Origin of the sequence: Haemophilus sp. CCUG 60358 (genome assembly GCF_001679485.1) — a bacterium.
Taxonomy (GTDB): Bacteria; Pseudomonadota; Gammaproteobacteria; order Enterobacterales; family Pasteurellaceae; genus Haemophilus_D.
This window is the reverse complement of sequence record NZ_LZOZ01000012.1, coordinates 25,686-45,466: the sequence shown is the minus strand read 5'-3', so window position 1 is coordinate 45,466 and position 19,781 is coordinate 25,686. Positions and strand designations below refer to the sequence as shown.

The 19,781-nt window shown below is 39.4% G+C and carries 25 protein-coding genes; 13 read left to right on the top strand and 12 right to left on the bottom strand.

The genetic code is table 11. From position 1 onward, the window contains the following. Positions 1 to 42: 42 nt before the first annotated feature. The 10 genes from A9500_RS04615 to A9500_RS04570 all read left to right on the top strand — a co-directional run bounded on the left by A9500_RS04615 (position 43) and on the right by A9500_RS04570 (position 7,640). The gene (locus tag A9500_RS04615; protein ID WP_049364705.1) at positions 43 to 447 is read left to right on the top strand and encodes a hypothetical protein; all 405 of its coding nucleotides are present in this window, start codon (positions 43 to 45) and stop codon (positions 445 to 447) included. A 9-nt stretch (positions 448 to 456) separates the two neighbouring features. Then, positions 457 to 1,263: a 3'(2'),5'-bisphosphate nucleotidase CysQ gene (gene cysQ / locus A9500_RS04610; protein ID WP_049364704.1), complete on the top strand. Its 807-nt coding sequence runs from the start codon at positions 457 to 459 to the stop codon at positions 1,261 to 1,263. 72 nt (positions 1,264 to 1,335) lie between these two features. Continuing rightward, positions 1,336 to 2,817 (top strand): glucose-6-phosphate dehydrogenase, encoded by a 1,482-nt coding sequence (zwf, locus tag A9500_RS04605; RefSeq protein ID WP_049364703.1) that lies wholly within the window; start codon positions 1,336 to 1,338, stop codon positions 2,815 to 2,817. Between the two features lie 61 nt (positions 2,818 to 2,878). Next, on the top strand, positions 2,879 to 3,577 hold the full coding sequence (pgl, locus tag A9500_RS04600; protein WP_049364702.1) for a 6-phosphogluconolactonase: 699 nt from the start codon (positions 2,879 to 2,881) through the stop codon (positions 3,575 to 3,577). 33 nt (positions 3,578 to 3,610) lie between these two features. Continuing rightward, the gene (locus A9500_RS04595; RefSeq protein ID WP_049364701.1) at positions 3,611 to 4,003 is read left to right on the top strand and encodes a GNAT family N-acetyltransferase; all 393 of its coding nucleotides are present in this window, start codon (positions 3,611 to 3,613) and stop codon (positions 4,001 to 4,003) included. Between the two features lie 66 nt (positions 4,004 to 4,069). Beyond that, positions 4,070 to 4,402 carry a n-acetylglutamate synthase gene (locus A9500_RS04590; protein WP_065244071.1) on the top strand — a complete coding sequence of 111 codons (333 nt, stop codon included), beginning with the start codon at positions 4,070 to 4,072 and terminating at the stop codon, positions 4,400 to 4,402. Positions 4,403 to 4,507: 105 nt separating this feature from the next. Beyond that, positions 4,508 to 5,383, top strand: a complete 876-nt coding sequence (locus A9500_RS04585; protein ID WP_065244070.1) for a hypothetical protein — start codon at positions 4,508 to 4,510, stop codon at positions 5,381 to 5,383. A gap of 69 nt (positions 5,384 to 5,452) precedes the next feature. Beyond that, positions 5,453 to 6,907: a decarboxylating NADP(+)-dependent phosphogluconate dehydrogenase gene (gnd, locus tag A9500_RS04580; protein ID WP_065244069.1), complete on the top strand. Its 1,455-nt coding sequence runs from the start codon at positions 5,453 to 5,455 to the stop codon at positions 6,905 to 6,907. Positions 6,908 to 6,986: 79 nt separating this feature from the next. Further along, on the top strand, positions 6,987 to 7,307 hold the full coding sequence (locus A9500_RS04575) for a DUF4298 domain-containing protein (protein ID WP_065244068.1): 321 nt from the start codon (positions 6,987 to 6,989) through the stop codon (positions 7,305 to 7,307). Between the two features lie 129 nt (positions 7,308 to 7,436). Beyond that, on the top strand, positions 7,437 to 7,640 hold the full coding sequence (locus tag A9500_RS04570) for a hypothetical protein (protein WP_005695111.1): 204 nt from the start codon (positions 7,437 to 7,439) through the stop codon (positions 7,638 to 7,640). Between the two features lie 39 nt (positions 7,641 to 7,679). On the opposite strand, the gene srmB is transcribed toward A9500_RS04570, so the two are convergent. Next, positions 7,680 to 9,011, bottom strand: coding sequence for an ATP-dependent RNA helicase SrmB (gene srmB / locus A9500_RS04565; protein WP_065244067.1), 1,332 nt, complete (start codon positions 9,009 to 9,011; stop codon positions 7,680 to 7,682). A gap of 70 nt (positions 9,012 to 9,081) precedes the next feature. Between srmB and A9500_RS04560 the strand changes: the two genes are divergently transcribed. Beyond that, entirely contained in the window at positions 9,082 to 9,780 is a 699-nt protein-coding gene (locus A9500_RS04560) for a tRNA1(Val) (adenine(37)-N6)-methyltransferase (protein WP_065244066.1), read from the top strand. A gap of 34 nt (positions 9,781 to 9,814) precedes the next feature. Here the strand turns inward: A9500_RS04560 and pnuC are convergent, their stop codons facing one another. Then, positions 9,815 to 10,498, bottom strand: a complete 684-nt coding sequence (gene pnuC / locus A9500_RS04555) for a nicotinamide riboside transporter PnuC (protein WP_065244065.1) — start codon at positions 10,496 to 10,498, stop codon at positions 9,815 to 9,817. A 199-nt stretch (positions 10,499 to 10,697) separates the two neighbouring features. Between pnuC and rapA the strand changes: the two genes are divergently transcribed. Next, a complete protein-coding gene (rapA, locus tag A9500_RS04550; protein WP_065244064.1) occupies positions 10,698 to 13,460 on the top strand; it encodes an RNA polymerase-associated protein RapA in 2,763 nt (920 codons plus the stop codon). 1 nt (position 13,461) lies between these two features. Further along, the gene (gene rluA, locus A9500_RS04545; RefSeq protein WP_065244063.1) at positions 13,462 to 14,121 is read left to right on the top strand and encodes a bifunctional tRNA pseudouridine(32) synthase/23S rRNA pseudouridine(746) synthase RluA; all 660 of its coding nucleotides are present in this window, start codon (positions 13,462 to 13,464) and stop codon (positions 14,119 to 14,121) included. A gap of 58 nt (positions 14,122 to 14,179) precedes the next feature. On the opposite strand, the gene rplQ is transcribed toward rluA, so the two are convergent. From rplQ to rpsE, 10 genes are all read right to left on the bottom strand, one after another. Further along, positions 14,180 to 14,563: a 50S ribosomal protein L17 gene (gene rplQ / locus A9500_RS04540; RefSeq protein WP_005695104.1), complete on the bottom strand. Its 384-nt coding sequence runs from the start codon at positions 14,561 to 14,563 to the stop codon at positions 14,180 to 14,182. A gap of 40 nt (positions 14,564 to 14,603) precedes the next feature. Next, entirely contained in the window at positions 14,604 to 15,593 is a 990-nt protein-coding gene (locus A9500_RS04535) for a DNA-directed RNA polymerase subunit alpha (RefSeq protein WP_065244062.1), read from the bottom strand. Positions 15,594 to 15,624: 31 nt separating this feature from the next. Continuing rightward, entirely contained in the window at positions 15,625 to 16,245 is a 621-nt protein-coding gene (rpsD, locus tag A9500_RS04530; protein ID WP_005625866.1) for a 30S ribosomal protein S4, read from the bottom strand. A 29-nt stretch (positions 16,246 to 16,274) separates the two neighbouring features. Beyond that, complete coding sequence (gene rpsK / locus A9500_RS04525; RefSeq protein ID WP_005543603.1) at positions 16,275 to 16,664, bottom strand: 30S ribosomal protein S11; 390 nt, start codon at positions 16,662 to 16,664, stop codon at positions 16,275 to 16,277. A 16-nt stretch (positions 16,665 to 16,680) separates the two neighbouring features. Further along, positions 16,681 to 17,037 carry a 30S ribosomal protein S13 gene (gene rpsM / locus A9500_RS04520; protein WP_005548758.1) on the bottom strand — a complete coding sequence of 119 codons (357 nt, stop codon included), beginning with the start codon at positions 17,035 to 17,037 and terminating at the stop codon, positions 16,681 to 16,683. A gap of 141 nt (positions 17,038 to 17,178) precedes the next feature. Further along, the gene (gene rpmJ / locus A9500_RS04515) at positions 17,179 to 17,292 is read right to left on the bottom strand and encodes a 50S ribosomal protein L36 (RefSeq protein WP_005625868.1); all 114 of its coding nucleotides are present in this window, start codon (positions 17,290 to 17,292) and stop codon (positions 17,179 to 17,181) included. Positions 17,293 to 17,320: 28 nt separating this feature from the next. Next, entirely contained in the window at positions 17,321 to 18,646 is a 1,326-nt protein-coding gene (gene secY / locus A9500_RS04510) for a preprotein translocase subunit SecY (protein WP_005695101.1), read from the bottom strand. Positions 18,647 to 18,653: 7 nt separating this feature from the next. After that, entirely contained in the window at positions 18,654 to 19,088 is a 435-nt protein-coding gene (gene rplO, locus A9500_RS04505; protein ID WP_005695100.1) for a 50S ribosomal protein L15, read from the bottom strand. 4 nt (positions 19,089 to 19,092) lie between these two features. Beyond that, positions 19,093 to 19,272, bottom strand: a complete 180-nt coding sequence (gene rpmD / locus A9500_RS04500) for a 50S ribosomal protein L30 (RefSeq protein WP_046339253.1) — start codon at positions 19,270 to 19,272, stop codon at positions 19,093 to 19,095. Between the two features lie 6 nt (positions 19,273 to 19,278). After that, positions 19,279 to 19,779, bottom strand: a complete 501-nt coding sequence (gene rpsE / locus A9500_RS04495) for a 30S ribosomal protein S5 (protein WP_005695098.1) — start codon at positions 19,777 to 19,779, stop codon at positions 19,279 to 19,281. Positions 19,780 to 19,781: the final 2 nt, after the last annotated feature.

The window sequence follows — 19,781 nt, the reverse complement described above, 5'->3', positions numbered from 1 at the left end:
AATAGGCTGTCCTCGGATAGCCTATTTTTCTAGGAGCTTAAGGTGTCAACGCAATCCCCTTATCTAAAAGCAATTATCATCTTCCCATTGGTTACACAGCTAATCGGTAGCATTATTGCTTATGTCGCTTTCGGAATGGACTACTGCAAAGAAGGCAACTTCGATGCCGTATTATTTGGTTTCTTTCTAACATTTTGGCCTCTCACCGTGCCAGCAATAATCAATGCTTACTTTGCTAAATACCGCGGCTATCTACGTCATCAGTGGAATAAAATTCTCATTTTTTCATTCATCATTCTTTTTTGTTATTGGAGTATCGGCAACCTTCTCATCGCACAAAATACTCAATATCTGACTGACCGTGTATTATTTGTCTTAGAGGGTTCTGTCATCCTGGCAATCTATACAACAATTTTCCTCTCCTTGTTATTACCGAAATCAAAGTAGGAAATAAACATGCAATTATCTCAATCTCTTCTCGATCAAGTCCGTGCACTCGCTAATGAAGCGGGAAAACATTTAGCTCATTTTTACCAACAGGATGTAAAAATACAAACTAAATCGGATAACACCCCTGTCACGGAAGCAGATTTATTTGTCAGCCAATTTTTAATCAAAAAACTGACCGCACTTTTCCCTGACATTCCTGTTCTTTCAGAGGAAAACTGCAATATTCCCTTTGAACAACGCCAAACTTGGCAAACTTATTGGCTAATCGATCCCCTTGATGGCACGCAACAATTTATTGATCGCACAGATCAATTCTCCGTATTGATTACACTCGTACAAAACCATCAACCTGTACTGGGTGTTATCCACTTCCCTATTTTGAATATCACCTATTACGCAATGAAAGGTTTTGGGGCATTCAAGCAAAGCAACAAAGAAATAAAAATCTTACAACCCAAAAAAATCGATCTCACAAAACCGCTAAAAATCGCCGTAGGCGCCACTACCTCACAAGAAAAAGTGCGGTCAATTTTAGCAAAGAATTTGGCATGCGAATTTACGGTGGTGGGTTCGAGCAGTTTGAAAAGCGGTTTGGTTGCTGAGGGAGCTGTTGATTGCTATGTTCGACTCGGTAAAACTGGCGAATGGGATACGGCAGGCGCTGAAATTTTATTAGCTGAAATCAATGGAATGATTTTCGATCCGCACTATCAACCGCTCACCTATAATCAGCGTGAAAGTTTAATTAATCCCTCCTTTGTGATGGTGGCAGATAATACACAAAATTGGGCATCTGTCTTTCAATTTAATTGATTGGTTCGATTGGTAAAGTGCAGTAATATATTGCATTATTTAAAAATACTACTCGGAACAATAAGGAATAATATGCAAACTAATAATAACTGTATCGTGATTTTTGGTGCTTCCGGTGATTTAACTCACCGTAAACTCATTCCAGCACTTTATAATCTCTTCAAATTTGGTCGTTTAAACAAATTTTCTGTATTAGGTGTCGCGCGTTCAGAATTAAACGATGAGACTTTCCGTGAAAAAATGCGCGAAGCGTTACTTGAAACAGAAGAAACCACTCCAGAAACGCTAGACGCTTTTTGTAGTCATCTCTATTACCAAGCGGTAAACACATCAGATGCGGCCGATTACGGTAAATTAGTCCCTCGTTTAGAAGAATTACATACTAAATATCAAACGAATGGCAACACCCTTTACTATATGTCCACGCCACCAAGCTTATATGGTGTGATTCCAGAATGTCTTGCGGCTCATGGTTTAAATACAGAAGACGAGGGTTGGAAACGTATTATTGTCGAAAAACCTTTTGGTTACGATGAAAAAACCGCACAAGAACTCGACGTCCAAATTCATCGTTTCTTTGAAGAGCATCAAATCTATCGTATCGACCATTATCTAGGTAAAGAAACCGTTCAAAACCTACTTGTTTTACGCTTCTCAAATGGCTTATTCGAACCGCTTTGGAACCGTAATTACATTGATTATGTCGAAATTACGGGGGCAGAAGCCATTGGCGTAGAAGAACGTGGTGGCTATTATGATGGCTCTGGTGCAATGCGTGATATGTTCCAAAACCACTTATTACAAGTTCTCGCCATGGTTGCCATGGAACCACCGGCAATCATCAATGCGAACTCAATGCGTGATGAAGTGGCCAAAGTCATGCACTCTTTACGTCCATTAACGCAAGATGACGTTGAGCACAACTTAGTGCTTGGTCAATATACTGCTGCGGAAATTGATGGCAAAGAAGTTAAAGGTTATTTACAAGAAAAAGGCGTGCCGGCTAACTCTCGCACTGAAACCTTTATGGCATTACGTTGCGAAATCGAAAACTGGCGTTGGGCTGGCGTACCTTTCTATGTGCGTACAGGTAAACGCTTACCGGCACGTGTGACAGAAATTGTGATTCATTTCAAAACTACGCCACATCCGGTATTCAGTCAAAATGCGCCTGAGAATAAATTGATCATCCGTATTCAACCTGATGAAGCCATTTCAATGCGCTTCGGTTTGAAAAAGCCAGGTGCGGGCTTTGAAGCGAAAGAAGTCTCAATGGATTTCCGTTATGCCGATTTGGCCGATGAGCAAGTACTCACGGCTTATGAACGCTTATTGCTTGATGCGATGAAAGGCGATGCCACACTCTTTGCGCGTACGGATGCGGTGCACGCTGCATGGAAATTTGTGCAACCGATTTTGGATTACAAAGAATCGGGTGGTCGAATCTACGAATATGAAGCGGGCACTTGGGGACCTGTTGCAGCCGAAAAACTCATTGCGAAAAGTGGTCGCGTATGGCGTAAACCAAGCGGTAAAATGAAGAAAAAGGTTTAATCATTAATATCTCGCCTTCTTCAATAGAAGAAGGCTTATCACCGAATAGAGAGAAACAAACATGAACACCATTACCTTCCCAACGGCTCAACACGCTGTTGAAAAGATTGCCCAAGAATTTGTGATTTATAGTCAATTAAGTCACCCTGTGCATATTTCTCTTTCTGGCGGTTCAACACCTAAGCTGTTATTCAAAACTTTAGCCAAAGCGCCTTATACCGAACAAATCAACTGGAAGAATCTGCATTTTTGGTGGGGTGATGATCGCATGGTTCCACCAACAGATTCAGAAAGCAACTACGGTGAAGTGCAAAAACTCTTATTCGATCATATTCAAATTCCCGCAGAAAATATCCACCGAATTCGTGGCGAAAATGAACCGCACTTTGAGTTAAAACGCTTCGAAGAAGAATTAAGTGTGGTCATTCCAAACGGTGTTTTTGATTGGATCATTTTAGGTATGGGAACTGACGGTCATACCGCTTCTCTCTTCCCACATCAAACTAATTTTGATGATGAAAACCCAGCTGTCATTGCTAAACACCCTGAAAGTGGTCAAATTCGCATTTCTAAAACAGCCAAACTCATTGAACAAGCGAAACGCATTACCTATTTGGTCACCGGCGAAAGCAAAGCGGATATTTTAAAAGAAATCCAAACGACTCCTGCAGAGAATCTGCCTTATCCCGCAGCAAAAATTAAAGCAAAAAATGGAGTGACGGAATGGTATTTGGATAAAGCGGCGGCGAAATTGCTATAACAAGTTGAGTATCAAATATCATAGGGTTGCAAAATGATAGACTACAAAGTGAATGAACCAGTTTCAGTTAAACAATTTATTGAATTACTAAATAAAACAACGCTCGGGGCACGCCGTCCGTTAGAGGATGAAAAACGTGTCGCAGCGATGCTGCATCATGCGGATTTGTTAGTCACCGCTTGGGATGGTGAACAATTAGTAGGTGTGGCACGTTCCGTGACGGATTTTGCCTATTGCTGTTATTTATCTGATTTAGCGGTTGATGAACAATATCAAAAACAAGGTATCGGCTTGCAGTTAATTGAACACACCAAACAGGCGTTACATCCACAAGCCAAAATCGTGCTTTTATCAGCTCCACAAGCAGTGGATTATTATCCGCATATTGGATTTACTCAACATATGAGTGCGTGGACGAAGAGTTAATCTATTAGCATTGTACGGACTAAAGTTAAATTAAAATATAGATACATCAGATGCGGAATGACTTTAATGTTGAATTTAGATAATAAAAAATTTATTGCTGTTGAAAACACCGCAAATGGTGAGGTCAGTAGCCAAACAGAATTTCATTATCACCAACAAGGCAACATGATTTGGGCCGAATATGGTGGAGGTGAAATTTTAAAAGGCTTTTTAATTGGAAAATGGATTGACGAGACTCAAATTGAATTTACGTATCAACATTTAAATCAATCTCTAGAAAATCGTCTGGGTCGTTGTTGTACAAGATTTTCTTTAGAAGAAAGTAAGCTCGTCGGACATGAAAAATGGCAGTGGCTAGACACGTTAGAGCAAGGTAGCTCTTTAATTAGAGAAATTTAAAAGAAGTTTTGCTATAGATTATTATCCGCATATTGGTTTTTAACGCTGACGAAGAGTTAAGATGACCGAACGTGGAGTTATTTCCATGCTATTTTAAATTAAATAATGAAAAAATATCGTTTAACAAATAATACTATTGTTTATGAAGGAAGAACACTTTATCAAATAGAAGCGCTAATAACAATTTACCCCTATGATGACGAAGAAGATAACTATTGGGATCCCCCGATTGTTGAAGAAGGCTCTCTCGGAGGATATATTGAAAGTGAAAATAATTTATCACATATAGGCAAAGCTTGGATAAAAGATAATGCAAAGGTTCTTGGAAATAGTAAAGTTCTAGACAATGCGATAGTTTCTGAAAATGCTATAGTTCGTGATAATGCGATGCTCATCCATAATGCAACAGCCTCTGGGAATGCTATAGTTTCTGAAGATTCATCTGTTGAAAATAACTCTTCGGTATACGGAGATGCTATGATTTTAGGTGCATCTACAATTTGTGGAGACTCATATATCTTCGATAAAAGTAAAATTTGTGATTCTTCAATTGAAAATTCAATTATCTTTGATGATGCAATTATAGAAAACTCAAGTATTGTTAATGGACATATAGGTAAACATGCTCACATTCGATCATATAAAGATGTAATTTCTATATCCTACTCTGGTTTTTTAAAACTAAATCTAACCGCATATAAAACTGAAGATAATGTTTATATTGCGACGGAAAGTTATCCTAACCACGTTCGTGTTTTAGAAAGCAAAAACTTCCTTAACTTCTTATATGACTATGGAAAAAGAATATTAGATAAGAAATTCGAAGTTAAAAACAAAAATATTGCATATATACTTGATAATATTAGCTCAACACTTAAAACAAGCGCTAATATTGAAGATAAAATAATCTTTGATTTTTTAATGGCTGTCTTTTTATCTTTTCAAGAGCTTTTAGAGGATAAAATATATCAATCAATGTAGAGTGAAATTTAGTTACACCAACATATTCAATCGGTACAAAGACTTGTACCTCACAAACAGGAGAAAACAATGTCAGTAAAAGGCGACATCGGTGTTATCGGCTTAGCCGTAATGGGGCAAAACCTCATTTTAAATATGAATGATCATGGCTTTAAAGTTGTGGCATATAACCGTACCACTTCAAAAGTGGATGAATTTTTACAAGGCGCAGCAAAAGGCACGAATATTATCGGCGCATACTCTTTAGAAGATTTAGCTTCTAAATTAGAAAAACCACGTAAAGTGATGTTAATGGTGCGCGCGGGTGATGTAGTGGATCAATTCATTGAGGCATTATTACCACACTTAGAAGAAGGCGACATCATCATTGATGGTGGTAACTCAAACTATCCTGATACCAACCGTCGTGTTAAAGCATTGGCTGAAAAAGGTATTCGCTTTATTGGTTCGGGTGTTTCGGGTGGTGAAGAAGGTGCGCGTCATGGACCATCAATCATGCCGGGTGGTAACCACGAAGCATGGCCATATGTTAAACCAATCTTCCAAGCAATCTCAGCTAAAACAGAACAAGGCGAACCTTGCTGTGACTGGGTTGGCGGCGAAGGTGCAGGCCACTTCGTGAAAATGGTTCACAATGGTATCGAATATGGCGATATGCAATTAATCTGTGAAGCTTACCAATTTTTAAAAGAAGGTTTAGGCTTAAGCTATGAAGAAATGAAAGCTATCTTCGCAGAATGGAAAAAAACTGAACTGGATAGCTATTTAATCGATATCACGACCGATATTCTTGGTTATAAAGATGCTGATGGTGAGCCATTAGTTGAAAAAATCTTAGATACAGCTGGCCAAAAAGGGACAGGTAAATGGACGGGTATCAATGCATTAGATTTCGGTATTCCATTAACCTTAATCACTGAATCTGTCTTTGCTCGTTGCGTATCTTCATTTAAAGATCAACGTGTTGCCGCTAATCAATTATTTGGCAAAACAATTCAACCGGTTGAAGGCGACAAAAAAGTGTGGATTGAAGCAGTACGTAAAGCATTATTGGCGTCAAAAATCATTTCTTACGCACAAGGCTTTATGCTGATTCGCGAAGCCTCTGAACAATTTGGCTGGAACATTAACTACGGAGCAACAGCGTTGTTATGGCGTGAAGGTTGTATTATCCGTAGCCGTTTCTTAGGTAACATTCGTGATGCATACGAAGCGAACCCAGATTTAATCTTCTTAGGTTCAGATAGCTACTTCAAAGGCATTTTAGAAAACGCATTAAGCGACTGGCGTAAAGTGGTGGCAAAATCGATCGAAGTGGGTATCCCAATGCCTTGTATGGCCTCTGCGATTACCTTCTTAGATGGCTATACTTCAGCACGTTTACCAGCAAATTTATTGCAAGCACAACGTGACTACTTCGGTGCACATACTTATGAGCGTACCGACAAACCACGCGGTGAATTCTTCCACACCAACTGGACAGGTCGCGGTGGTAATACTGCATCTACCACTTATGATGTGTAAATCTAAAAACGCATGATAAACTCACCGCACTTTGTTCGCATAAAGTGCGGTTTATTTTTACCTTATTTTGGAGAAACCTATGTTACCTCAATCACGCTTAGATAAAATTTCAGAAATGGAAAACCTTCTCAATGAAGCAGAGAGTTTCTTAGCTGACGCAGAACAATTTCTTGAAAAATGGCAGGCCTTCTTACCAAAAATGAAAACCTTAGAACACTATTATTTTGATGGTGACTGGCGAGCTGACTATCGGGCTTATGAAGAAGGTGAAATTCCTGAAAATATGCCTTGTGGTGTATTAAGTGAAGATTTAGTATTTAATGCAAGTACAGGACACCATGGATTGGCTATTGAATATTTGAAAGTGGTTGCGAAAGTATTAGATCAAGCGAAAGATTAACATTCAATATATTTCATTGTTCAGAAAAACATCGAAAAACGCATATTTTTGAACTTTCATTCATCTCTGTTTGTCTTATGGAGTACTATCAATATGGATAGTTTTATATGTTAAACACGGAGAGATCCTATGAAATTAATTGGAAAATCACTTGTTATCGCGATGACTGTTATTTCTCTTGCAGCATGTGGAAATATGAGTCGTACTCAAAAAAATACAACAGCTGGCGCGGCTATCGGCGGCGCAGCAGGCTATATGATTGGCGGTAATGCCGCAACCACATTAGGTGGTGCCGCATTAGGTGGCTTAATTGGTAGCCAAGTTCATAAATAGTCAAAAAAATAACCGCACTTAATGAGTGCGGCTATTTTTTTATTGTTTCTCTGCAGCTTTTTCTGTGCTTGGTTTACGACGTTTACCTATATTTTTCGTATCTTTATGACGAAGTTTGGCTTTTTTCTTCACCTCTGATTTTTTCTTTTCTTCACGCTTTTCTTTAATACGCGCTTTTTGCTTTTTAGACATAGATTTTACTTCCCCATCTTTTGGTGGTTTGGTTCGAGGTTCTAAGCCTTCTAAAATACGCGCTTTCAAAAGCTCTTCTGTATAACGCTTAATCTTACCAAGTAATTTGTAATCATGGGCTTCCACAAAAGAAACAGCTGTACCTTTTTTCCCTGCACGAGCCGTACGACCAATACGATGCAAATACGTATCTGCACTATAAGGTAAATCGAAGTTCATCACGTGTGTGACATCATCAATATCAATCCCGCGAGCAGCCACGTCAGTTGCCACTAACACAGTAACAACACCTGATTTCAACTTATCAATGGCATTATTACGTTGCGTTTGTGCCATATCGCCTTCTAGATAAGTGGAGCGAATGCCACGTTTACGCAAAGTTTCAGAAAGCTCACGCACATCTTCGCGACGACGGACAAACACAATACCACGGCTCACTTTCTCGATTTCGATAAAACGTGCAAGCAACTTAATTTTATGTTCATTGCTATCAGCGTGATAATACCACTGATTGATTTTCTTACGCTCACGACGACTTGGCTCGGCATCAATTTTTACCGGATCATTCAATAAACGTTCTGCGAAATCAACTAATAACTCCCCTTCTAATGTGGCAGAGAAAAGGAGCGTTTGTTTACGCCAACGTGTTTCAGCCGCAATTTTCTCCGCATCTTGCCCAAAGCCCATTTGCAACATGCGATCTGCTTCATCAAAAATTAGCATTTCTACCGCGCGACAATCAAAGTTCTCTTCTTTGATGTATTGCAATAAACGCCCCGGTGTTGCTACTACGATATCCTGATTTGAATTAAATACTTCCCCATGATTTTGATAAGCCACACCGCCAGTAATGGTTGCAATCTTCAAATGCGTGAATTGCGCCAGTTCTTCCGCTTGCTCTGCAACCTGCATCGCTAACTCACGGGTTGGCGTTAAAATTAAAATGCGAGGTGCGCCTGGCTTACGACGCGGATAATCTAATAAATGCTGAATCGCTGGCAATAAGAATGCAGCCGTTTTACCAGTACCTGTTGGTGCAGAACCGAGCACATCTCGCTCTTCCATGGCAGCAGGAATCGCTTCTAATTGAATGGCAGTTGGGCGAGTGTAGCCTTTCTTTTCTAAGGCTTTTAATAATTCGGGGGAAAGAGCGAATTCTTCAAATGGAGATAAATTCATTATTTTGCGTTAATTTGTTAAAATTGGGGCTGATTATACCTGAAAGTGCGGTCATTTTCCGCAAGATTTTATGAGCAGCTTTACCTTTAAACAATTCCATATTAATCAACAACATTGTGCAATGAAAGTCGGCACTGACGGCATTTTACTGGGTGCTTGGGCGGATGTGCCTGATTGTCAGCGGATTCTTGATATGGGAACTGGCACAGGCTTAGTTGCACTAATGCTTGCCCAACGAAGTCATGTGCATTGCCAAATTGAAGCCGTTGAACTTGATCCCCTTGCAGCACAACAAGCACAAGAAAACTTTAAGGCTTCGCCATGGCACAATCGCCTTCATTTAACAAGCCAAGATGTGCAAACCTATTGCCAACAAACAGCATATCAATTTGATTTAATTGTGGCTAATCCGCCTTATTTTGCACAAGGCGTTGAATGTAAAAATGACGAACGAGCGCTTGCCCGTTATGTTCAACAAAGCCATTTAGATTGGTTAAATTGGGCGACGAGTTGTTTATCCGAAAAAGGAAAAATCAGTTTTGTCTTGCCTTATGAGGCGGGAAAAACATTGATAAATTCAACCGCACTTTATTGTATTAAACAAACTGATGTCATTACAAAAATAGGGAAAGATCCACAACGTATGTTACTCACATTTAGCCGGGAGCATTTACCACAGGTAAAAGATAGCTTGGTGATTTATGACGAAAACAATCAGTACACAGGGGAATTTATTACATTGACAAAGGCATTTTATTTGAAAATGTAAGGGCATATTACTATGCCCTTTTTTATTGATGTGATTAGTGGTTTTCCGCTTTGACGAGTTTCGTCCAGTTGTAATAACCATATAATGAGTTGAGTAAGTAAGCACTATACATTAAGTACATTGCTGGCTGTTCTGCCCAAAGCAAAATGGAAAGCACATTTAAGACAATCCATAATAACCATTGCTCACGATAACGCAAAATCATTAATAATTGCGCCGCTACGGTGATAATCGTGGTTAAACCATCTAATCCTGTAGAACTCCCTCCTGCCGCTTTTAAGGCTTGCACAAAGCAAAAAGTACCAATACCAACACTCACGAGTAAAACAGCCCAACCTTTTGGTGTCAACGCTTTTGCAATTACACTTTCACCGCCATTATCGTTTTGCATATGCTGTTTCCACATAAAATAACCGATAAATTGTGATGGAATATAGACATAGAGCACTGTATTCATTTCACCAAGGAAATTGTTTCCCCAGGCGACATAAAAATAGGTGTAAGCAAAAATAAGCCCAAAGAAATAGTTACTAATTTTTCCTTTACTTACCAATACCACACAGAGAATACCTGCAATACCCGAAATCATGCCTAATGGGCTATCTGGTGCAAGAACATAAGCAATAATTTGCGCGGCAAGGAAAATAACTACCCATGCCACTTCAAAAGGCTTCCAACCGGATAAAAATTCTTCTTTAAGTCGTTCTGTCCAATTCATGGAACACTCCTGTTTTATGAAAAAGTACGTCATTTTTACACCGCACTTTTTTAAAGTAAAGCTTAGGCAACATTTAATTTGATTATTGTGAGAAAAATCACACTTTATTTTTCATGCTTTTAGATGTCCATGCCTTGCTTTCCCTTATAATCAGACTACAATATCGCCCCATTTTAAGAGATTCATTAAGAGGAAGATGATGTCATTTGCAATCGGTCAACGCTGGATTAGTGAAACTGAAAATAACCTCGGATTAGGGATGATAACCGCCTTAGATTTCCGCTCGGTTACTCTTCACTTTCCTGCTACAGATGAAACCCGAATTTATGCGGTGGCACAAGCGCCATTAACCCGAATTGTGTTGAATAAAGGAGAACAACTTCATCACCAAACAGGTTGGCAAGGAGAAGTCCTTGATGTTCAAGAAATGAATGGTCTCTTATTTTATTTGGTCAAAAATGCGCAAGGCGAAGAGATTATCGTCAATGAAAAAGAACTTTCTCCGATAATTTCCTTTAGCCAAGCAAAAGATCGCCTCTTTTCATCACAAATTGATCGCAATGAACATTTTGCATTGCGCTATCAAACCCTTCTGCATCAACAAGCTCAATTTCAATCGCCTTTGCGTGGCTTACGAGGCAATCGTGCGGGTTTAATTCCTCACCAGCTTCATATTGCACAAGAGGTAGGAAATCGTGTGAATCCTCGCGTACTCTTAGCGGATGAAGTGGGTTTAGGTAAAACTATTGAAGCAGGGATGATTTTGCAAAACCAGCTTTTTGCTGAAAAAGTACAACGTGTATTAATTATTGTACCGGAAACCTTGCAGCATCAATGGCTTATCGAAATGCTTCGTCGTTTTAATTTACATTTTTCATTATTTGATGAAGAACGTTGTGAAGATTTTGCCGAACAAGCGATCAATCCATTTAGTACTGAAAGCTTAATTATTTGTGCACTAGATTGGTTGAAAGCACATCCTCATCGCATACAACAAGCCATTGAAGCTGAATTTGACTGTTTAATTGTCGATGAAGCACATCATTTGGCTTGGTCAGAAAATGCGCCGAGTGCCGCTTATTTATTGGTGGAACAATTAGCGAACGCTATTCCGTCTGTTTTATTACTCACTGCAACACCTGAACAATTAGGTTTGGAAAGCCATTTTGCACGCTTACGCTTGCTTGATCCTGAGCGTTTTTATGATTACCAAGCGTTCTTGAAGGAACAGGAAAATTATCAACCTGTGGCCGATGCAGTGCAATCATTGCTTTCAGAGAAGCCGCTAAGTGCGGTCGAAAAAAATCATATTTCTGATTTACTCAATGAGCAGGATGTCGAACCATTATTTAAAGCCTTAGCCTGTCATAATGACGACGAAAAACAAACTGCACGACAAGAACTTATTCAAAATCTCATCGATCGACACGGTACAAGCCGTATTTTATTTCGCAATACACGTCAAGGTGTAAAAGGTTTCCCGCATCGGGTTTACCATCAAATAACGATTGATGCGGCTGAAGTAGATGAAAAAATTCATTGGTTAATTGATTTTCTAAAATCACACCGAAATGAAAAAATCTTAGTTATTTGTAAAACAGCACAAACGGCAATTCAACTTGAGCAAGTTTTACGAGAAAAAGAAGCCATTCGCGGTGCTGTTTTCCATGAAAGAATGTCAATCATTGAACGAGATCGTGCGGCAGCTTATTTTTCAGATACCGATAATGGTGCTCAAGTTTTACTGAGTTCTAGCATTGGTTCTGAAGGGCGAAACTTCCAATTTGCTTGTCATCTCGTACTCTTCGATTTACCAGAAAATCCTGACTTACTTGAGCAATGTATTGGCCGTTTAGATCGTATTGGACAAACGCGAGATGTACAAATTTATGTACCTTGCCTCACAAACTCTGAGCAGCAAGATTTAGCACGTTGGTATCATGAAGGTTTAAATGCTTTTGAACAAACTTGCCCTATTGGCATGACATTGTTTGAACAATATGAATCGTTACTAAAAGTGCGGTCGGAAAATAAAGCGGATTTTGAGCAACTTATTCTCCAAACGCAAAAACAAGCAAAAGCATTGCGCTTAGCCTTAGAGAAAGGACGCGATCGTTTGTTAGAATTAAATTCTAATGGTGGAGAAAAGGCACAACGACTTGCGGCAGAAATCGCTCAAACAGATAATTCACCACAATTAGTCGATTTTGCACTGAATTTATTTGATATTATTGGTGTAGAACAAGATGATTTAGGTGAAAACAGCATTGTTATCACACCAACGGGCACCATGCTTATTCCTGATTTTCCTGGATTAAAAGAAGAAGGTGTTACAGTAACTTTTGACCGACAACTTGCCCTTGCTCGTGAGGAATTAGAATTTCTTACCTGGGATCATCCAATGATACGCCAAGGCATTGATTTAATCGTTTCTGGTGACATTGGCAAAGCATCGATGGCATTATTAGTCAATAAACAGCTGCCTGCAGGCACGCTGTTGGTTGAATTGATTTATATGATTGAAAGCCAATCACCAAAAGGTTTGCAACTGAATCGTTTTCTTCCGCCTACACCTGTTCGCTTATTGCTGGATAGCAAAGGAAACGATCTAGCCGGACAAGTTAATTTTGATACATTGCAAAATAAACTTAAGCCGCTAGGCAAAGACATTGCGAATAAAATGGTCAAAATGGCTCGTCCAAATATTGAGCAATTAATAAAAATAGGCGATCACAAAATGACTGAAATCGCACAAGCTCAAATTCAAGAAGCTAGTAAATTAGCAGATCAAACATTGAGCACTGAAATCAATCGACTTATAGCCTTGAAAGCAGTAAATAAAAATATTCGCCAGGCGGAAATTGATGTATTAGAAAAACAACGCGAGCTTTCTCTGGAAGAGTTAAGTAAAGCAAGCTGGCGATTAGATAGCCTTCGGGTAATAGTGACAAACAAGGAATAATATGGCACTTATTGAATACCATCCCCCTTTAGAACCGTATTTAGATATTATCTATCAAGATAATCATATCTGCGTGGTAAACAAGCCAAGCGGTTTACTTTCAGTTCCTGGCAATCAACCTGAATACTACGATAGTGCAATGAGTCGGGTAAAAGAGAAATTTGGATTTTGTGAACCTGCACATCGTCTAGATATGGCCACAAGTGGGATTATTCTTTTTGCATTAAGTAAAGCGGCAGATAAAGAGTTGAAACGTCAATTCCGTGAACGTGAGCCAAAGAAATATTATCAAGCTTTAGTATGGGGACACTTAGAACGAGATAGTGGGGAAATAAATCTTCCAATGATTTGCGATTGGGAAAATCGCCCTCGTCAACGCATCGATTTTGTATTTGGGAAAAGAGCGGTCACTTTTTATGAAGTTTTAGAACGGTTACCAACTAACTGTACTCGAGTTAAACTAACTCCAATCACAGGACGTTCGCATCAACTTCGTTTACATACGCTCGCGCTTGGACATCCCATTTTAGGGGACAAGTTTTATTCTCACCCACAAGCTAAATCGATGTCACCTCGCTTATGCTTACATGCAGAAGAACTTATGATTACGCACCCTATCACAGGTGAAAAAATGACATTCAGAGCTAAAGCTGAATTTTAGGAAAACAATATATAAAAAAGGCTCACATCAGTGAGCCTTTTTATTTTATAACAAATTATTATTCCGCTGCTGCTTCTGCAACTTCTGGACGATCAACTAACTCAATGTATGCCATTGGAGCGTTGTCACCTGCACGGAAACCACATTTTAAGATACGGGTGTAACCACCTGCACGTTGAGCAAAACGTGGACCTAATTCATTGAATAATTTCGCAACAGTTTCGATGTTACGAGTACGAGCGAATGCTAAACGACGGTTTGCAACGCTATCTTCTTTTGCTAATGTAATTAACGGTTCAACTACACGACGTAATTCTTTAGCTTTTGGTAAAGTAGTCTTGATGATTTCATGACTAACTAAAGCACTTGCTAAGTTACGGAACATCGCTTGGCGATGGCTGCTATTACGGTTTAGTTGACGACCACTCTTACGATGGCGCATGATCTTATCCTTCTCAGAAAAATCTTAACCTATGACCAAACTAGTCTTCAGCAATACTTGCTGGTGGCCAATTCTCAAGGCGCATACCAAGTGACAAGCCACGTGAAGCGAGAACGTCTTTAATTTCAGTAAGAGATTTCTTACCAAGATTAGGCGTTTTTAATAACTCAACTTCTGTACGTTGTACTAAGTCACCGATATAGTGAATTGTTTCTGCTTTCAAACAGTTAGCAGAACGAACTGTCAACTCTAAGTCATCAACAGGACGTAATAAAATCGGATCGAATTCCGGTTTTTCTTCCTTGACTTCAGGTTGACGAACATCACGCAAATCAACGAATGCATCGAGTTGCTCTGCTAAAATTGTTGCTGCACGACGAATTGCTTCTTCCGGATCAATAGTCCCGTTAGTTTCTAACTCGATAACTAATTTATCTAAGTCAGTACGTTGTTCAACACGTGCTGCTTCAACATTGTAAGCAATACGGTCAACCGGGCTATAACAAGCATCCACTAATAAACGACCAATTGGACGATCTTCATTTTGTGAATGAGTACGAGCAGATGCTGGTACATAACCTCTACCACGTTGAACACGAATACGCATATTAATAGATGCATTTTCGTCTGTTAAGTGACAGATTACATGTGATGGATTAACAATCTCAACATCACCATCATGGGTGATATCAGCTGCAACAACAGGGCCAATTCCAGATTTATTTAATGTCAGAATAACATCATCTTTATTCTGTACTTTAACCGCTAGACCTTTAAGGTTTAAAAGAACTTCAAGAACATCTTCCTGAACACCTTCTTTACTACTATATTCGTGCAGTACGCCATCAATTTCTACTTCAGTTACAGCACAACCTGGCATTGAAGACAGAAGGATACGACGTAATGCATTCCCTAGAGTATGACCAAAGCCACGCTCTAACGGTTCTAAGATCACCTTAGCATGAGTAGAGCTAACTTGCTCGATATCTACTAAGCGTGGTTTTAAAAATTCTGTAACAGAACCCTGCATTTTATCCTCTCTTTGCTTTTAAGCTTAACTATTATTTAGAGTAAAGCTCAACGATCAGATGTTCGTTAATGTCTGCTGATAAATCAGAACGTTCAGGAACACGTTTGAACACACCTTCCATTTTTGCAGAATCAACTTCTAACCAAGTTGGTTTTTCTCTTTGTTCTGCTAATTCTAATGATGCTTTAATACGTGCTTGTTTTTTAGATTTCTCACGAACAGCAACGACATCATTTACAGAAACTTGGAAAGATGGGATATTTACAACACGACCATTTACGACAATCGCTTTGTGGCTCACTAATTGACGAGCTTCTGCGCGAGTTGCAGCAAATCCCATGCGATAAACAACGTTATCCAATCTACCTTCTAATAATACTAGTAAGTTTTCACCAGTATTACCTTTTAAACGGTTTGCTTCTTTATAGTAGTTACGGAATTGACGTTCTAAAATACCATAGATACGACGAACTTTTTGTTTTTCACGTAATTGACTACCATAGTCAGACAAACGCGGTTTACGAGCACCGTGTTGACCTGGTGCTGTATCAATTTTACATTTTGAATCAATCGCACGCACACCTGATTTAAGGAATAAATCAGTGCCTTCACGACGGCTGAGCTTGAGTTTAGGGCCCAAATATCTTGCCATTTTCTTTCTCCAACTATCCTATTACGCCATTAAACACGACGTTTTTTCGGTGGACGACAACCGTTATGAGGAATCGGAGTCACATCAGTGATGTTCGTGATACGGAAACCCGCTGCATTTAATGCACGGATTGTTGATTCACGACCCGGACCCGGACCTTTAACCATAACTTCCAAGTTCTTTAAGCCGAACTCTTTAACGATTTCAGCACAACGTTCTGCAGCAACTTGTGCAGCGAACGGGGTAGATTTACGAGAACCACGGAAACCTGAACCACCTGCTGTAGCCCAAGCTAAAGCATTACCTTGACGGTCAGTAATGGTAACGATTGTGTTATTGAAAGATGCGTGAATGTGTGCTACGCCATCTACAACTTGTTTTTTTACACGTTTACGTGCACGAACTGGTGTTTTAGCCATTCTTTATTTACCCCGACTATTTTTTGATCGGCTTACGTGGACCCTTACGGGTACGCGCATTAGTTTTAGTACGTTGACCACGTACCGGTAAACTACGACGATGACGTAAACCACGGTAACAACCTAAGTCTAAAAGACGTTTGATGTTTAGTGTTACTTCACGACGTAAGTCACCTTCAACGGTAAATTTACCAACTTCGTCACGCAGTTTGTCAATCTGCTCTTCAGACAATTCGCTGATCTTAACATCTTCAGCAATACCCGCTGCAGCACAAATGCTTTTAGAACGAGTTTTACCGATACCGTAAATTGCAGTTAAAGCGATTACAGCGTGTTTGTGATCAGGAATGTTAATGCCTGCAATACGGGCCACTATGCACTCCTATTATTTTAACTAATTTGGTATTCTGATCTTGAAAAGCCCGTTTTCAGGATACTCAAACAGAATACCAAGGACATAAATGAGTTGAGTAGTATAACTACTCAACCGGTTCTTTGCAAGAAGAAATGTTAATTAACCTTGACGTTGTTTATGTTTAGGGTCGCTGCATAATACGCGAACAACACCTTCACGTTTAACAATTTTACAGTTACGACACATCTTCTTAACGGAAGCACGAACTTTCATTGCTTATCCTTTTTACTTAAATGAACAATTACTGTCCAAAACCTTTAAGGTTTGCTTTTTTTAACGCAGATTCATATTGAGACGACATTAAGTGACTCTGAACTTGCACGATAAAATCCATAATTACAACAACAACGATTAATAAGGAAGTACCACCGAAGTAGAATTTAACATCCCATGCTGATGTCATAATGTAAGGGACTAAACATACGAACGTTACATAAAGACCGCCGATTAATGTTAAGCGAGTCATTACTTTATCAATGTAACGAGATGTTTGTTCACCTGGTCTAATTCCTGGGATAAATGCACCAGATTTTTTTAGATTATCTGCTGTATCACGTGGATTATATTGCATTGCAGTATAGAAGAAACTGAAGAAAATAATCGCTACCGCATAAACAAGAAGATATAAAGGTTGTCCAGGATTCAACAACATTGATAAGTCATTTAACCACTCAAACTTATCATTTTGACCAAACCATTGTGTCAATGTGGCAGGGAATAAAATAATGCTTGAAGCAAAAATTGCTGGCATTACGTTTGCCATATTAACTTTTAATGGTAAGTGAGTTGAATGACCACCTAAAATTTGACGTCCTTGTTGACGCTTAGCATATTCAACACGAATTCTACGTTGTCCACGTTCTACGAAGACAACAAAATAAGTTACTGCAAAAACAATAGCAGCGATTAGTAGAAGAACTAAAGGATGCATTTGTCCTTGACGAGCTTGCTCAACTGTTTCGATGATTGCATGTGGCAACCCTGCAACAATACCACCAAAAACAAGAATTGAGATACCGTTACCAATACCTCTTTCAGTAATTTGCTCACCTAACCACATTAAGAACATGGTTCCGGTCACAAGACTCACTACTGCAGTGAAGTAAAAAGTAAAACCGATATTTGGCACTAACTGTGGCAACATATTCGGTAAACCGGTAGAAATTGCGATAGCTTGGATAGTAGCAAAAACCACCGTTGCATAACGAGTATACTTGGTGATTTTTCTTTGTCCTGCTGCACCTTCTTTCTTCAATTCTGCTAAAGCAGGTGAAACCGTAGCAAGCAATTGCATCACGATAGATGCCGAAATATACGGCATAATACCTAATGCTAAAATTGATGCTCGGCTCAATGCACCACCAGAGAACATGTTTAACATATCAATGATGGTGCCTTTTTGTTGTTCAACTAATTGAGCTAGCACGGCGGCATCAATACCAGGAAGCGGAATAAAAGAACCAATACGATAAACGATAAGTGCACCTAATACAAAAAGCAATCTGCTTTTTAGTTCACCAGTACCACTATTAGTACTTCTGCTTTGATAACCTGGTTGTTTAGCCATTTGCTAATTATTCCTCAACTGAACCGCCAGCAGCTTCGATCGCTGCTTTTGCACCTTTAGTTACACGTAAACCACGTACAGTAACTGCAGATTTCACTTCACCAGCTAAGATAACTTTAGCGAATTGAATATCTTTAGTTAAAATGTTTGCAGCTTTTAACGCTTCTAAAGTGACAACATTTCCTTCAACTTTTGTTAATTCGTTTAAACGAACTTCAGCAGTTACAGCTGATTTCATTGAAGTGAAACCAAATTTTGGTAAACGACGGTATAATGGCATTTGACCACCCTCGAAACCACGACGAACACCGCCGCCAGTACGAGATTTTTGACCTTTATGACCACGACCACCAGTTTTTCCTAAACCTGAACCAATACCACGACCAAGGCGTTTTGCACTGTGCTTAGCACCTTCAGCCGGAGATAGAGTATTTAAACGCATTATCTTACTCCTCCACTTTAACCATGTATGAAACTTGGTTAATCATACCACGTACTGCCGGAGTATCGATTAACTCAACAGTATGGTGCATATGGCGAAGACCAAGACCACGCAAGGTAGCTTTGTGCTTCGGTAAACGAGCAATTGCGCTACGAACTTGAGTTACTTTAATAGTTTTAGCCATTATCAATTACCCCAAAATTTCATCAACGGTTTTGCCACGTTTAGCAGCAACCATTTCTGGTGATTTCATATTTGCTAATGCATCAATAGTTGCACGAACAACGTTGATTGGGTTGGTTGAACCATACGCTTTAGAAAGAACGTTACGTACACCAGCAACTTCTAACACTGAACGCATTGCACCACCAGCGATGATACCTGTACCTTCGCTAGCTGGTTGCATGAATACGCGAGAACCAGTGTGAACACCTTTAACTGGGTGTTGTAATGTACCTTCATTTAAAGCGACATTAATCATATTGCGACGTGCTTTTTCCATCGCTTTTTGGATCGCTGCCGGAACTTCACGAGCTTTACCATAACCAAAACCTACGCGACCGTTACCATCGCCTACTACCGTTAAAGCAGTAAAGCTCATAATACGACCACCTTTTACAGTTTTTGATACACGGTTTACTGCGATTAGCTTCTCTTGCAGTTCACCAGCTTGTTTTTCGATGTTTGACATCT

Bases quoted from the DNA above. Each gene is read 5' to 3' on its own strand.
- cysQ (WP_049364704.1), top strand. From the start codon at position 457: ATGCAATTATCTCAATCTCTTCTCGATCAAGTCCGTGCACTCGCTAAT.
- zwf (WP_049364703.1), top strand. From the start codon at position 1,336: ATGCAAACTAATAATAACTGTATCGTGATTTTTGGTGCTTCCGGTGAT.
- pgl (WP_049364702.1), top strand. From the start codon at position 2,879: ATGAACACCATTACCTTCCCAACGGCTCAACACGCTGTTGAAAAGATT.
- A9500_RS04595 (WP_049364701.1), top strand. From the start codon at position 3,611: ATGATAGACTACAAAGTGAATGAACCAGTTTCAGTTAAACAATTTATT.
- A9500_RS04590 (WP_065244071.1), top strand. From the start codon at position 4,070: ATGTTGAATTTAGATAATAAAAAATTTATTGCTGTTGAAAACACCGCA.
- A9500_RS04585 (WP_065244070.1), top strand. From the start codon at position 4,508: ATGAAAAAATATCGTTTAACAAATAATACTATTGTTTATGAAGGAAGA.
- gnd (WP_065244069.1), top strand. From the start codon at position 5,453: ATGTCAGTAAAAGGCGACATCGGTGTTATCGGCTTAGCCGTAATGGGG.
- A9500_RS04575 (WP_065244068.1), top strand. From the start codon at position 6,987: ATGTTACCTCAATCACGCTTAGATAAAATTTCAGAAATGGAAAACCTT.
- A9500_RS04570 (WP_005695111.1), top strand. From the start codon at position 7,437: ATGAAATTAATTGGAAAATCACTTGTTATCGCGATGACTGTTATTTCT.
- srmB (WP_065244067.1), bottom strand. From the start codon at position 9,011: ATGAATTTATCTCCATTTGAAGAATTCGCTCTTTCCCCCGAATTATTA.
- A9500_RS04560 (WP_065244066.1), top strand. From the start codon at position 9,082: ATGAGCAGCTTTACCTTTAAACAATTCCATATTAATCAACAACATTGT.
- pnuC (WP_065244065.1), bottom strand. From the start codon at position 10,498: ATGAATTGGACAGAACGACTTAAAGAAGAATTTTTATCCGGTTGGAAG.
- rapA (WP_065244064.1), top strand. From the start codon at position 10,698: ATGTCATTTGCAATCGGTCAACGCTGGATTAGTGAAACTGAAAATAAC.
- rluA (WP_065244063.1), top strand. From the start codon at position 13,462: ATGGCACTTATTGAATACCATCCCCCTTTAGAACCGTATTTAGATATT.
- rplQ (WP_005695104.1), bottom strand. From the start codon at position 14,563: ATGCGCCATCGTAAGAGTGGTCGTCAACTAAACCGTAATAGCAGCCAT.
- A9500_RS04535 (WP_065244062.1), bottom strand. From the start codon at position 15,593: ATGCAGGGTTCTGTTACAGAATTTTTAAAACCACGCTTAGTAGATATC.
- rpsD (WP_005625866.1), bottom strand. From the start codon at position 16,245: ATGGCAAGATATTTGGGCCCTAAACTCAAGCTCAGCCGTCGTGAAGGC.
- rpsK (WP_005543603.1), bottom strand. From the start codon at position 16,664: ATGGCTAAAACACCAGTTCGTGCACGTAAACGTGTAAAAAAACAAGTT.
- rpmJ (WP_005625868.1), bottom strand. From the start codon at position 17,292: ATGAAAGTTCGTGCTTCCGTTAAGAAGATGTGTCGTAACTGTAAAATT.
- secY (WP_005695101.1), bottom strand. From the start codon at position 18,646: ATGGCTAAACAACCAGGTTATCAAAGCAGAAGTACTAATAGTGGTACT.
- rplO (WP_005695100.1), bottom strand. From the start codon at position 19,088: ATGCGTTTAAATACTCTATCTCCGGCTGAAGGTGCTAAGCACAGTGCA.
- rpmD (WP_046339253.1), bottom strand. From the start codon at position 19,272: ATGGCTAAAACTATTAAAGTAACTCAAGTTCGTAGCGCAATTGCTCGT.
- rpsE (WP_005695098.1), bottom strand. From the start codon at position 19,779: ATGTCAAACATCGAAAAACAAGCTGGTGAACTGCAAGAGAAGCTAATC.